Annotated in this window: 8 protein-coding genes and 1 pseudogene; 5 read left to right on the forward strand and 4 right to left on the reverse strand. The window is 73.6% G+C overall.

From position 1 onward, the window contains the following. Positions 1-50 precede the first annotated feature (50 nt). Together GA0074696_RS15130 and GA0074696_RS15135 are read right to left on the reverse strand one after the other, a co-directional pair. The gene (locus tag GA0074696_RS15130) at positions 51-1,325 is read right to left on the reverse strand and encodes an MFS transporter (RefSeq protein ID WP_088961699.1); all 1,275 of its coding nucleotides are present in this window, start codon (positions 1,323-1,325) and stop codon (positions 51-53) included. After that, positions 1,322-2,881, reverse strand: a complete 1,560-nt coding sequence (locus GA0074696_RS15135) for a class I adenylate-forming enzyme family protein (protein WP_088961700.1) — start codon at positions 2,879-2,881, stop codon at positions 1,322-1,324. The genes GA0074696_RS15130 and GA0074696_RS15135 overlap by 4 nt, the downstream gene beginning before the upstream one ends. 332 nt (positions 2,882-3,213) lie before the next feature. Here GA0074696_RS15135 and GA0074696_RS15140 point away from each other — a divergent pair, with 332 nt between their 5' ends. The 5 genes and pseudogenes from GA0074696_RS15140 (at position 3,214) to GA0074696_RS15160 (ending at position 9,404) form a co-directional block, all read left to right on the forward strand. Then, positions 3,214-4,524, forward strand: coding sequence for an SGNH/GDSL hydrolase family protein (locus tag GA0074696_RS15140; protein ID WP_088961701.1), 1,311 nt, complete (start codon positions 3,214-3,216; stop codon positions 4,522-4,524). Positions 4,525-4,586: 62 nt separating this feature from the next. Beyond that, positions 4,587-5,804 (forward strand): cytochrome P450, encoded by a 1,218-nt coding sequence (locus GA0074696_RS15145; RefSeq protein ID WP_088961702.1) that lies wholly within the window; start codon positions 4,587-4,589, stop codon positions 5,802-5,804. Positions 5,805-5,812: 8 nt separating this feature from the next. Beyond that, positions 5,813-6,733, forward strand: a pseudogene (locus GA0074696_RS15150) (alpha/beta hydrolase); the annotation flags it as partial. 175 nt (positions 6,734-6,908) lie between these two features. Continuing rightward, complete coding sequence (locus GA0074696_RS15155; RefSeq protein ID WP_088964584.1) at positions 6,909-8,057, forward strand: alpha-hydroxy acid oxidase; 1,149 nt, start codon at positions 6,909-6,911, stop codon at positions 8,055-8,057. Between the two features lie 3 nt (positions 8,058-8,060). Then, positions 8,061-9,404 carry an aminotransferase-like domain-containing protein gene (locus GA0074696_RS15160; RefSeq protein WP_231925388.1) on the forward strand — a complete coding sequence of 448 codons (1,344 nt, stop codon included), beginning with the start codon at positions 8,061-8,063 and terminating at the stop codon, positions 9,402-9,404. Here the strand turns inward: GA0074696_RS15160 and GA0074696_RS15165 are convergent. After that, positions 9,382-10,437: a LacI family DNA-binding transcriptional regulator gene (locus tag GA0074696_RS15165; protein WP_088961703.1), complete on the reverse strand. Its 1,056-nt coding sequence runs from the start codon at positions 10,435-10,437 to the stop codon at positions 9,382-9,384. The two genes, GA0074696_RS15160 and GA0074696_RS15165, sit on opposite strands and share 23 nt — an antisense overlap. Before the next feature lie 85 nt (positions 10,438-10,522). After that, a complete protein-coding gene (locus GA0074696_RS15170) occupies positions 10,523-13,069 on the reverse strand; it encodes a glycoside hydrolase family 32 protein (RefSeq protein ID WP_088961704.1) in 2,547 nt (848 codons plus the stop codon). Positions 13,070-13,251 lie beyond the last annotated feature (182 nt).

A 13,251-nucleotide genomic window follows, 5' to 3' on the forward strand; every position in this document is an offset into this window, starting at 1 on the left:
GCGACATTGGCCATCGCTGTATTTAAACTGTCGGATAGTAGATGTAACGCCTACTCAGCGTGAGGCGCTGCGGCTTCCCTTGTCGGCACGCCCGCCCCGGATTCGGCTCCGCGCGGCACCGCCGGCCGAGGCTCCCGGGCCCCCCGGCGGAGCCCGCCGACCAGCAGCGGAGCCACCGTCAGCACCAGGCACGCCGCCGACATCACCAACAGCGCCGGGATCAGCCCGAGCGCCGCCGCCGACCAGCCGCCCAGCAGCGCGCCGACGGGCAGCCCCAGGAAGGCCAGCGAGCCGGAGATGCCGATCACCCGGGTCTGCAACGCCTCCGGCACCCGCTCGTAGAGCGCCGCGCCCAGCAGCGGGTTCACCGTCGCGATCGCCATCCCGGACAGGAACGTCACGGTGAGCACCACCACCAGCTCGTCGCTGAGCGCGAGCGCCAGCAGCCGGGGCGTACCGCTGGCCGCCGCGCCCACCGCGAAGGTCAGCTGGCGGGGTAGCCGCGGCCCGGCGGCGGTGAAGAGCAGGTTGCCCAGCAGCGCGCCGCCGGAAAAGACCCCCAGCACCAGGCCGAAGCCGGCCGGGTCGCCGAACACCTCGGCCACCCAGAGCGGGATGTAGACCGCCACGCTGGCGTTGGCGAACATGTTCAGCGCGGAGACGACCACCAGCATGGTCAGCAGCACCGGGTCGGTGCGCAGGTAGCCGAAGCCGCCGCGCAGCGCCCGCAGGTAGCTCTCCCGGGGCGCCGGTTCCGCCGGCGCCGGTGGCCGCACGAGGACACCGATCAGCAGCGCGCAGACCGCGAAGGTCGCCGCGTCGATCCAGATCGCCCGGGTCACCCCGACCCAGTCGATGAGCAGCCCGCCGAGCACCGCGCCGAACAGCGTCACCCCGCGCACCAGCCCGTCGTAGGCGGAGGTGAGCCGGATGAGTGGCACCCCGGCGCGCTGCGCGGCCGGGCGGAACATCACGTGCTTGACCCGGTCGCCGATGCCGCGCAGCCCGCCGGCGACGGCGACCAGCGCGACCAGCGCGCCGAACCCCAGCCAGGGCGCCAGCGCCACCACCGCCATCGCCACCGCGCTCGCGGCGTCCGCGACGATCGAGGTACGGCGCACCCCGAACCGGTCGGCCCAGGGGGTGGCCAGCGCGCTGGAGAGCATGTACGGCAAGGTCTCCGCCGCCGCGACGAGGCCCATCTTCGTGGGGCTGCCGGTGGTCTCCAGCACCAGCCAGGGGATCGCCACCACCGAGATCCGGCTGCCCAGGTTGGAGATCAGGTCGGCGGCGACCAGGACGGTCAGCTCCCGCCGCGGCTTCACGCCGGGCTGCCGATCCCCGCTCCGGTGGCCTCCGGCGCCGGTGGGTGCGCGGCGGCGTGCCGGGCCCGCAGGGCCAGCTTGTCCACCTTGGCCGAGCGGTTGAGCGGCAGCGCGTCGAGGAACTCCACCCCGCCGGGTGCCCAGGTCTCACTCAGCTCGGCGGTCACCAGCGCGATCAGCTCGTCGCCGGTCGCCGTGGCCCGCGGCGCGCGCACCACGTACGCGTAGGGCAGCTCGCCGGCGACCGGGTCGGGTACGCCGATCACCGCGGCGGCGCGTACCTCGGGGTGGCCGGCGAGGACGTCCTCGATCGGGCGGGAGTAGATCGGCCAGCTGCGCTGCCGGGTGAGGATCCGGTCCTGCAGCCGGTCGACCAGGTAGAGGTAGCCCTCGTCGTCGAGGTGGCCGATGTCGCGGGTCCGGACCCAGCCGTCGACCAGCGTCTCGGCGGTCAGCTCCGGCTGGCCGTGGTACCCGGCGAAGCTCAGGTTGGTGCGCACCCACACCTCGCCGTCGGCGCCCGGGGGCAGCACCCGCCCGTCGGCGTCGCGGATCTCGATCGCCACGTCCCCGTACGGCTTCCCGCAGGAGCACAGCCGCTGCGGGTGGGCCGGATCCTCGGCCAGGCCGGGCAGCGCGGTGATCACGACGGCCTCGCTGAGGCCGTACACGATGCGCAGGACCGGGCCGAAGCGCGCGATCGCCTGCCGCAGCCGGGCCGGCGCGGCGGGCCCGGCGCCCACGTTGAACATGAACATGGCGGAGAAGTCCGCGCCGTCCAGGGCCGGGTGGTCGAGCACCTGGTAGAGCATCGGCGGGGTGACGAAGGTGGAGTTGATCGCCTCCTGTTCCACGGTGCCGATGAACGCCACCGGGTCCCACTGCTGGCGCAGGAAGAGCACGCCGCCGGTGAAGAGGTTGAACAGCGTGGTGATCTGCCCGCTGGCCAGCCACATCGGCGAGTGCGACAGGTGCCGCAGCAGCGGGAACCCGGCGGCCCGGAAGTCGGCGGCCAGGGCGAGGATCTGCCGGTAGAAGCTCTCCCGGTGGTGCACCAGCTTGGGCGTGCCGGTGGTGCCGCTGGTCTGCAGGAACGACTCCGGCGCGGGCGGGGCGGCGGGCAGGTCGACCGGGCCGCCGGGGGTGAGCTCGGCGCCGAGGCGCAGCACCGGCACCCCGGGCAGCGAGGCGGCGATCTGGACGCCCAGGCCGTCGGTGGCCCGGGCGTCGTGCACGAAGACGTCGGGACGGGCCAGCCGGACGAACTCGTCGATCTCCCGGCGCGAGGTGACCGGGGCGATCCACATCGTCCGGCAGCCCAACAGGTGCAGCGCGAGCTGGAGCAGCGGCCCCTCGACCGCGTTGCCGAGCATCACCAGCACCGCCGCGCCGGGCCGTACGCCGTGCGCGGCGAGCGCTCCGGCCAGCCCGCGCACCTCGTCGGTGACCTCGGTGTAGCTGAGCCGCCGGCCGTCGCCGACCAGCGCCTCCCGGTCGCCGAAACCGGCGAACAACTCCAACGCCTGGTGCACGTAGCTGGTCGGTCGATCGGTCATCGCACAGCCCCCAGTCGATGCGTGGCGGCCGGCGCGACCTGCCCGGTGGGACGCGTCGCGGCGACCGGCAGACAATGGCATCCGGGCAGGTCAGAGCCCGGGACGCGACGGGGTGCGCGGCATGGCGACCGCACCGCCGCCGGATAGGAGCCTAGGGGCGGGACGTCCTGACCGGACAGAGCCGAACGGTGCCCGCCGGCTCTCCCCGGACATTTGATCTGGTCGATCGGGTTGATTGACGCCCGTCAGCGCCAGCGGCTAGGTTTCTGGACCATCGTCCGGGCGGTGCCGATCATGGACGCCGACTCCGGGCTGCCAACGATGGAGGTTCCATGTCGACCCCGAAGAGATGGCACGTCATAGCTTCCGCGGCCACCGTGCTGGTCGTGGCCACCCCGGCAGTGGTGGCCAGCGCCGGCCCGTCCGACACCGACACCACCCGGCACGGGCAGGGCGAGTGGGCGGGCAGCTGGGCCGCGGCGGTCACCCGCGGCAACACCGTCGGCCTGACCAACACCGGTCTCAACAACCAGAGCATCCGGATGATCGTGCACACCAGCGTCGGCGGTGACCGGCTGCGCGTACGACTGACCAACCTCTACGGCGACCAGGCCGTCAAGGTCGGCCACGCGACCGTCGCCCGGCCGAACACCGCGACCCCCGACGACCGGTCCGACATCGACGCCGGCACGCTGCGCGAGCTGACCTTCGGCGGGGCGACCTCGGCCACCATCAACAAGGGGGCCGAGCTGCTCAGCGACCCGCTCGACCTCGCCGTCGAGGAGCAGGAGGACCTGGTCGTCACCCTGCACTTCCCGGTGCTCACCGGACCGGTCACCTTCCACGGCCAGTCCAAGGTCACCAACTTCATCGGCGCCACCGACCTGACCACCGCGGCCGACGGCGCCGGCTTCACCATCCGGCCCAACTGCTGCTGGATGTTCCTCTCCGGGCTGGACGTCGAGCGCCGGCACACCCCGGGCTCGATCGTCGTCCTGGGCGACTCCATCGGCGACGGCAACGGCAGCACGGTCAACGCCAACAAGCGCTGGCCCGACCTGCTCGCCGACCGGCTCGTCGACGCCCGGGCCGAGGTGCGCACCCCGGGGGTGCTCAACCTCAGCCTCGCCGGCAACCGGCTCAACCACGAGGGCCCGGAGCCGGGCGCCGGTGGCTTCCCCGGCTATAACGAGCTGGGCCCGAACGCCCTGGCCCGGCTCAACGAGGACGTCTTCCCGCAGACCGGGGTGAAGACCGTCGTCACCCACCTGGGCATCAACGACATCTGGATGTCCGGCGACTCCGCGGAGCAGATCATCGCCGCGCTGCGCCAGGTCAACCAGCAGGTCAAGGCGCGCGGCCTGGGCAGCCTGGCGGCCACCCTCACCCCGTACGAGGGGCACGGGAACCCGGGGGTGTGGACGCCCGAGAAGGACGCCACCCGGCAGGCGGTCAACAGCTGGCTGCGCGGCGCGGGCGCCCACGAGTTCGACGGGGTGCTCGACTTCGACGCGGTGCTCCGCGACCCGGCGCAGCCGAGCCGGCTGCTGCCCGCGTACGACTCGGGTGACCACATCCACCCGAACGACGCCGGCAACCAGGCGATGGCGGACGCCGTACCACTACGACTGCTCGGACTGTGACACCGGTGGGGCGGCGGGGGTGACCCGCCGCCCCACCGTCCATCCTGGGAGGAAGCACCACCGTGGACGTCGACGAGATCCTGACCGGCCTCTACAGCGAGCAGGGTCGGCAGAACCCCTATCCGTGGTACGCGGCGCTGCACGGGCACGGACCGATCAGCACCGTGCCGGCCCGCGCCGAACACCGCACGATCACCGCGGTCGCCACCGGGTACGACCTGGTCGACCAGGTGCTGCGCGACCCGCAGTGGTACAAGCAGGCCCCGCCCGGCTGGCAGGAGCAGGAGATCCTGCGCACCTTCAACTCCTCGATGATGTTCGTCAACCCGCCGGACCACACCCGGATGCGCTCGGTCTTCGCCAAGACCTTCACCCCGCGCCGGCTGGGCGCCCTCGAACCGGTGATCGTCCGGGTGGTCGACACGCTGCTGGACCGGATGGCGGAGGCGGGCGCCGACGGCGCCGAGACCGACTTCGTGGCCGACTTCGCGTACCCGGTGCCGGCGCTGGTGATGGCCGAGTTCATCGGCCTGCCCGAGTCCGACCTCGCCTGGTACCGGCAGCGGGTCGACTGGATCGACGAGTTCCTGGACGTGGCCGGGAAGACCCCGCAGCGCCTCGCCCTGGCCAACCAGGCCGCCGAGGAGCTGCGCGCCTACTACCGGGACCTGATCGCGCACCGCCGCGCGCGGCCCGGCGAGGACCTGATCAGCGGGCTGGTCGAGGCGGTGGACGCCGGCGACGTTCCGCTGACCGAGGAGGAGCTGATCAGCAACCTGATCGTGCTCTTCAACGCCAGCTTCGTGACCACCGTCTACATGTTCAGCAACGGCCTGCCGCTGCTGCTCGCGCAGCCCGACGTCGTCGCGGCGCTGCCCGGTGACGACGCGCTCGCCCGGGGCTGCGTGGACGAGGTGCTGCGGCTGGCGAGCCCGGTGCACTTCCTGGCCCGGGCCGCGCCGGACGACACCGAACTCGGCGGCGTACCGGTCCGGCGGGACGAGAACGTCCTGCTGATGATCGCCGGCGCCAACCGCGACCCGGCCCGCTTCCCCGATCCCGACCGGTTCGACCCGCGCCGGGACGGGCCGCCCTCGCTCGCCTTCGGCGTCGGCCCGCACTTCTGCCTCGGCACCGCGGTGTCCCGGCTGGAGGGGCGGCTCGCCCTGCCCCGGCTGCTGGCCCGCTTCCCGCGGCTGACGGTCACCCGGACACCGACCTACAGTGGGAGCCTCTTCCTGCGCGGCATCGACAAGCTCTTCGTCTCGACCGGCGGATAGGAGACGGCATGCCCCTCGACCCCCAGGTGGTGGCGTACCGGGCCGCGCGGGCCGCGGCCGGCACGCCGCCGCTCTACACCCGGACCCTCGCCGAGGCCCGCGCCGCCGACCTCGCCGCGATCCGCGCCGGCGGCGGCGACGTCGAGCCGGTCCACGAGGTACGCGACACCCACGTTCCCGGCCCGGCCGGCGACCTTCCGGTACGGGTGTACCGGCCGGCCGGTGACGGCCCGCTGCCCACCCTGCTGTACTTCTTCGGCGGCGGCTGGACGTTGGGCAGCGTGGACACCGCCGACGGCATCTGCCGCCGGCTCGCCAACGCCTCCGCAGGCCAGGTCGTCACGGTCGGCTACCGGCTCGCCCCCGAGCATCCGTTTCCCGCCGCGGTGCACGACTGCCACGCCGCGACGGCGTGGATCGCCGGGCACGCCGAGGAGTTCGGGGCGGACCCGGACCACCTCGTCGTCGGCGGCGACAGCGCCGGCGGCAACCTGGCGGCGGCGGTGACCCTGCTGGCCCGCGCCACCGGCCCCCGGCTCGCCGGGCAACTGCTGGTCTATCCGAACACCGACCAGCGGGCCGACCGCGCCCCGGCCGGTGACGAGGACCCGCTGCTGTTCAACCGGCACTCCGTCGACTGGTACCGGCGGCACTACCTGCCCGACGAGGCCGACGCGGCGGACCCGCTCGCCTCCCCGCTGCTCGCCGCCGACCTCGCCGGCCTTCCGTCGGCCCTGGTCGTCACCGCCGAGTACGACCCACTGCGCGAGGAGGGGGAGCGGTACGCCGAGCGGCTGCGCGAGGCGGGCGTGCCGGTCACGCTCAGCCGGTATCCCGGGATGATCCACGGGTTCTTCGCGATGCCCGGCGTCTTCGACGCCGGCCGGCGGGCGCAGGACGAGGCCGCCGCGTTCCTGCGGGACCGCTTCGCGCTGGGCGGCGCGGGATCACCACCCGGCGACGCGCGGCCGGCCGGCGAGCCTGCCGCCGGTGCACTCGCGCCCGGCGGCTGGGCCGACGGCCCGTGGCCGGCCGGCGAGCCTGCCGCCGGCGAGTCGGCCGGTGACGTCGCTGCCGCCGGAACGGGACCGGGTGGGCCGGCCGATGGCTGATCCGGTGCGCTCCGACCTGCCGACGCCCCGGCCCGCTCCGGCCGGCCCCACCGACGACGGGCCGCCGGTCTGCCTGGGGGACTTCGCCGAGCTGGCCCGGGCGGCGGTGCCGCCGGGTGTCTGGGACTACGTCGACGGCGGCAGTGGCGCCGAGACCACCCTCGCCGCCAACCGGGCCGCCCTCGACCGGGTCGCCGTGCTGCCCCGGATGCTCACCGGGGTGGACGATCCCCGCACGGCGGCGACGCTGCTGGGCCGGGAGCAGGCGATGCCGGTGGCGGTCGCGCCGATGGCGTACCAGCGGTTGCTGCACCCCGACGGCGAGTCGGCGCTGGCGGCGGCCGCCGGCGCGGCCGGGGTGCCCTACGTGCTCAGCACGCTGAGCAGCACCACCATCGAGGAGGTGACCGCCGCCGGAGCCGGGCCGGTCTGGTTCCAGCTGTACTGGCTGCGCGACCGGGCGCTGGTCGCCGACCTGCTGGACCGGGCCCACACCGCCGGCTGCGCCGCGCTGATGGTGACCGTCGACGTGCCGGTGCTCGGCCGGCGGCGGCGGGACGTGCGCAACGGCTTCGCGTTGCCGCCGGACGTCACCGCGGCGAACCTGCCCGGCGGCCGGGACGACCTCGCCCACACCGGCACGCCCGGGGTGTCGGCGATCGCCGCGCACACCGGCGCGGTCTTCGCCCCCGCGCTGACCTGGGCCGACCTGGACTGGCTGCGGGACCGTACCCCGCTGCCCCTGCTGGTCAAGGGCATCCTCGACCCGCGCGACGCGGTGCGGGCGGTGCAGGTCGGCGCGGACGCCGTGGTGGTCTCCAACCACGGCGGCCGGCAGCTCGACGGCGCTCCCGCCACCGCCACCGTGCTGCCCGAGGTGGTCGCCGCCGTCGCCGGCCGCGCCGAGGTGCTGCTGGACAGCGGCATCCGCAGCGGCACCGACGTGCTGCGCGCGCTCGCCCTCGGCGCGACCGGGGTGCTGCTGGGCCGGCCGATGCTCTGGGCCCTGGCGGCCGGAGGGCGGGCCGGCGCGGAGACGGCGCTGGCGCTGCTCGCCGCCGAACTGCGCGACGCGCTCACCCTCGCCGGCTGCGCCGACCCGGCGGCGGCCCGCGACCTGCGTACCCTGATCGGAGGCTGAGCCGTGGACGAACCGGTGGACCTGGACCTCGCCTCGTTGCACCCGGCCGTCGACGACCCGGCGTTGAACTCGATGAACTTCCTCAACGAGGTGGCCCAGCACTGGCCGGACGCGGTGTCGCTGGCCGCCGGCCGCCCGTGCGAGGAGTTCTTCGACGACGACGCGCCGCGCCGCTGGCTGGACCGGTTCCGCCGGCACCTCGTCGAGGACCTCGGGCAGCGTCCCGAGCAGGCGCGACGCACCTTGTTCCAGTACGGCCGGACCAAGGGCGTCGTCCACCAGCTCGTCGCCCGCAACCTCGCCGTCGACGAGGGCGTCCACGTCGACCCCGAGGCGGTCGTCGTCACGGTGGGCTGCCAGGAGGCGATGTTCCTGGTGCTGCGCGCGCTGCGCGCCGGGCCCCGGGACGTGCTGCTCGCGGTGGCCCCGACGTACGTGGGGCTGACCGGCGCGGCCCGCCTGCTGGACCTGCCGGTGCGGCCGGTGGCGGGCGGCCCGGCCGGGGTGGACCTGGCCGACCTGCGCGACCAGGTGCGTCGGGCCCGTGCCGAGGGACTGCGGCCCCGGGCCTGCTACGTGATGCCGGACTTCGCCAACCCCTCCGGCGCCAGCGTCAGCCTGGCGGATCGGCGGCGCCTGCTCGACCTGGCCGCCGAGGATGAGCTGCTGCTGATCGAGGACAACCCGTACGGCCTCTTCCCGGCCGGCGAGCAGGGCCGGCTGCCCACCCTCAAGGCGCTGGACACCCGGCGTCGGGTGGTCTACCTCGGCTCGTTCGCCAAGACGGTGCTGCCCGGCGCGCGGGTCGGGTACGTGGTCGCCGACCAGCGGGTCGCCGGCCGCGACGGCACCGTCGGGCTCCTCGCCGACCAGCTCGCCAAGATCAAGAGCATGGTCACCGTGAACACCTCGCCGCTGGCCCAGGCGATCATCGGCGGGGCGCTGCTGGAACACGACTGCTCGCTGGTCACCGCCAACGTGCGCCAACGGGCGGCGTACGGCCGCAACCTGCGCCACCTGCTCGCCGGTCTGGCCCGGCGGTTCCCGGCCCCCTCGCCGGTGCGCTGGAACGCGCCGGCCGGCGGGTTCTTCGCGGTGGTCACGGTGCCGTTCCCGGTCGATGACGCGCTGCTGCGCCGCTCGGCGGAGCGCTACGGCGTGCTGTGGACCCCGATGGCGCACTTCTACGACGACGGCGCGCCCGTCGACGCGCTGCGCCTGTCGGTCAGCGCGGTCACCCCGGACCAGATCGACCTCGGCCTGGACCGGCTCGCCGCGCTGGTCGCCGACGAATTGACCACCACCGGCTCGCCGAGCGCGCTGGTCAATTCCGATGCGGTCCGCTGAGCTCGCCGGAGCCACGGGGGATCAGCCGGCTCGCCACCAGGTGGGTCGTCGGCCGCCACTGTTCCCCGTCGAGCCGCCGAAAGATCAGTGACGCGGCGACCCGACCCATCTCGGACGGGTCCTGCGCGACGACCGTGACGGCCGGCTGGAGGAGGTCGGCGAGGGGGAAGTCGTCGAAGCCGACCAGGGCGACCTCGTGCTGCCGGCCGAGCTGCTGCAGCGCCCGGATGGCCCCGACGGTGACCAGGTTCCGCGCGGTGAAGAGCGCGGTGGGCGGTGAGCCGGCGGACAGCAGTCGGTGCACGGCCTCCTCCGAGGCCCGCTCGGTGTGCAGGTCGTGCACCATGGTCGCGGGCGACGGTCGGATGCCGTGGTCGCTGAGCGCTTCCTTGTAGCCCTGGAACCGTTGACGCGCCGTCGGGATGCTCCGCAGGTCGCCCAGGTAGGCGATGTCGCGGTGTCCGTGTCGGATCAGGTGGTGCACCGCCGCCGCCGCGCCCTCGTGGTTGTCGGTGAGGACAGCGTCCACCGGCAGACCGACCGGCGGCCGGTCGACGAACACCACCGGGGTGCCGGTGTCGACCTCGCCGGCGAGGTACCGCTGGTCGTCACTGGCCGGGACGACGACCAGGGCGTCCGCCTGCCGCCTGGTGAAGGCGCGGACGAGTTCGCGTTCCCGCTCCGGGTCTTCGTCGACGCTGCCCGCGAAGATGAGGACCCCCCGGTCCCGGGCGGCGTCCTCCAGTGCCCGGTGCAGGGCGGCCGAGAACGGGTTGGCCAGATCCTCCAGCACGGCGGCGATCGCCGCGCTGCGACCGCTGGACCGGCGGAGGCTGCTCGCGGTGAAGTTGGGCCGGTAGTCCAGTTGCGCGATCGCCCGCTGCACCGCCGCGGTCTTGGGTGCCGACACGCCGGCCTCGCCGTTGACGACCCGGGAGACCGTCTTCGGGCTGACCCCGGCGAGCATGGCGACGTCCCGCAGCGTCGGTCGGGCCTTGCCGGTGCTCGTCGTTGCGGAGGCGGCAACGTGCATGGGCGCTCCTACCGGGACGGGTGCGGCGGCGCGGGCGGGGCCACGACGTCCGCCGTGGCCCCGACCGAACATGATCGAGCCCAGGTTATCCCCATACCGACCGCAGCGGCCGGACGGTCAGCGACCGTACGAGCACCTCACCGCCCTCGGCGAAGAGGCGGGTCCGATCGCTGGTGGGCGACGGGAAGACCTGGTCGGTGATGGTGGTCTCACCCGCCCCGCCGAACACCTCCACCGAGGAGCGGTCCACGTACGCCGTCATCCGCACCCGGTTCCCGTCGACCGACAGCGGGCCGGAGTGCACACCGGGGAAGAGCGGACCGACGTCCACCAGGCCGGCGTGCGTCCGGTCGACGAAGAGGCGGCGGGCACCGACGTCGTACCCGATCAGGGTGCGTTCCTGGTCACCGGCCCGGACCTGGAGGCCGAAGCGGTCCGCGTCGCGGAGCTCGAACTCCGCCTGGATCTCCAGCACGCTGCCGTCCGCCGCCGCAGGCAGGTCGAGCACCCCGGGCGGGACGGTGGCGTCGTGCAGCGTGAACGCGGCGCCGCCACCGCGCAGGGCGGTCGGTCGCCCGGCCGGCTGCTGGACGAGGCGCACCTCGCCGTCGACGGTCTTCAGCCCGAACTCCCGGGGCAGGGCCATCGCGCCGCGCCAGGGTGAGGTGGGGATGCTGCCGGCGTACTGCCAGTTGTTCATCCAGCCGATCACGACGCGCCGGCCACCGGGGACGTTGTCGTACGAGACCGCCGCGTAGAAGTCCTTGCCGTAGTCGACCCAGTCGTAGCGTTCCAGCTCGCCGGGTGCCGGCCGGTCGGCGAACATGACGTGGTCGACGAGGATGTGTCCCCAGCCGCCGGAGTTGAAGTCGTTGATCTCCAGATGGGCCCGCCGGCCGGCCAGGTCGCGTACGTCCCAGCTCACCCAGTCCAGGCGCTCGCTGTCCCTGCCGGTGGCGGTCCGGACCACCTCGCCGTCCACGACGAGGTTGACCGCGGTCTCCACCGACCGGGGCAGCACCGGCTCGTCGGTGGCGACGAGGTGGTCGACCAGCAGGTGCCCCCAGCCCCCGGTGTGCTGGTCGACGATCCGCAACCGGGCGCTGCGGCCCCGGAACTCGGTCACGTCCCAGCTACGCCAGTTCATGAAGCCGGAGAAGTTCCCGGTGCCGGTGCGCACCACCTCGCCGTCGACCAGCAACTCGACCACGGTACGGCCCGCGCCGGCGTCCAGGTGGCCACCGGCGCCGACGAGCAGGCCCAGGTGGTTGCGGTCGATGGTGAACTCGGGTGACGTCAGCGTGCCGGTCGTGGAGTCGGCCTCGTAAAAGGTGGTGAGCAGCTTCTCGCCGACGTGGCCCCGCTCCGAGCGGGTCGGACCCACCACCGGCGCGCGGCCGCGCAGCCCGCCGGTCGCGGTCCAGCCGGCCTGCTCGTACGTCTGCCCGTCGGGCAGTTCGAAGTCGAGCACCGGCTCGGCGCCGGCGGGCACGGCGTCGGTGGTGGTGCCGGCCAGGTGCGGGTGGGCGCCGCCGCCGACGAGCAGGTTCAGGTAGTCCTGCTCGATGCTGAAGTCAGGGGAGACCATCCGACCCCGGGGCGCGTCGAAGCCGAGGAAGCTGTTGACGAGGGCCCGGCCCTGGAAGCCGCTGACCTGCTGCTGGCCGGGCACCGTACCGGGATACGGTCCGGTCCCGAACGGGCCGGGCCCCGACGCCGGATCGTTCTGGACCGTCCATCCCGCGTAGTCGCCCTCGAAGTCGGCAAAGACCTTTCCGGCCGGCGGCGCCGGCTCGCCCTCCACCACGGTCTCCGCGGTGAACGTGGTGCCGTCCCAGTCGCCGAGGAAGTACTGCGCCCCCGAGCCGCCGGCCACCGCGCCGGGGTTGAGGTTGACCACCAGGACCCACTTGCGGCGCTGCGGGTCGCCGTCGACCGGCAGCTCGAACAGGTCCGGCACCTCCCACACGCCGCCGACCGCGTTGGCCGGGCCGAAGTCGCTCAGGTGACGCCACGAGCGGAGGTCGGACGAGCCGTAGAAGCTCACCTTGTGCTCGGTGGCGAGCACGACCGCCATGGTCCACTGCCCGGATCTGGTGTCCCAGAAGACCTTCGGGTCGCGGAACTCGCGGGAACCGAGGTCGAGCACGGGATTGCCGGCGTACTTCGTCCACGTGCGACCGCGGTCGGTGCTGTAGGCCAGCGACTGGGCCTGGATGCCGGTGGCCGGGTACCAGCTGGTGTAGACGGCGACCATCGCCGGGGCGCCCGGGGCGCCGAAGCCGGACGTGTTGCGCTCGTCCACCACGACCGAGCCCGAGAAGATGTGCTCGTCCGCCGAGTACCCAATGGCGACCGGCAGCTCCTCCCAGTGCTGCAGGTCTCGGCTGACCGCGTGGCCCCAGGACATGTTGCCCCACTGCGCGCCCTCGGGGTTGTACTGGTAGAAGAGGTGCCACTCGCCCTCGTACCACACCAGCCCGTTGGGGTCGTTCATCCAGTTGCGCTCGGGGCTGAAATGGACCTGTGGTCGGTACGGCTCGTCCCTGGTCGCGGTCGACGCCCCGGCGGCACCCGGCACCAGCGCCACGAGAGTCGCGGCGGCCACGGCCAGCCATCGGCGAATCCTCATCCCGTCCTCCGTCCGTCCAGAGCGTCCGGCACCCGCTGCCGGTGCCGGGGTTCGCCCGTGGCCGAAATCGTGTGGCTGGCTGACATCGATGTCAAGGGTTACGCCGGAGTTACGCCTCGGTTAGGAAAAACCAGGCATGTGCCCATTGACATCCCTGTGGTGCTCACTTGAAACTGCGCTGA

Source organism: Micromonospora purpureochromogenes, assembly GCF_900091515.1.
GTDB classification, from domain to species: Bacteria; Actinomycetota; Actinomycetes; order Mycobacteriales; family Micromonosporaceae; genus Micromonospora; species Micromonospora purpureochromogenes.

What these genes read in the sequence shown, in the direction of transcription:
- GA0074696_RS15165 (WP_088961703.1), bottom strand. Translation starts at nt 10,437, where the DNA reads ATGCACGTTGCCGCCTCCGCAACGACGAGCACCGGCAAGGCCCGACCG.
- GA0074696_RS15170 (WP_088961704.1), bottom strand. Translation starts at nt 13,069, where the DNA reads ATGAGGATTCGCCGATGGCTGGCCGTGGCCGCCGCGACTCTCGTGGCG.
- GA0074696_RS15155 (WP_088964584.1), top strand. Translation starts at nt 6,909, where the DNA reads ATGGCTGATCCGGTGCGCTCCGACCTGCCGACGCCCCGGCCCGCTCCG.
- GA0074696_RS15140 (WP_088961701.1), top strand. Translation starts at nt 3,214, where the DNA reads ATGTCGACCCCGAAGAGATGGCACGTCATAGCTTCCGCGGCCACCGTG.
- GA0074696_RS15135 (WP_088961700.1), bottom strand. Translation starts at nt 2,881, where the DNA reads ATGACCGATCGACCGACCAGCTACGTGCACCAGGCGTTGGAGTTGTTC.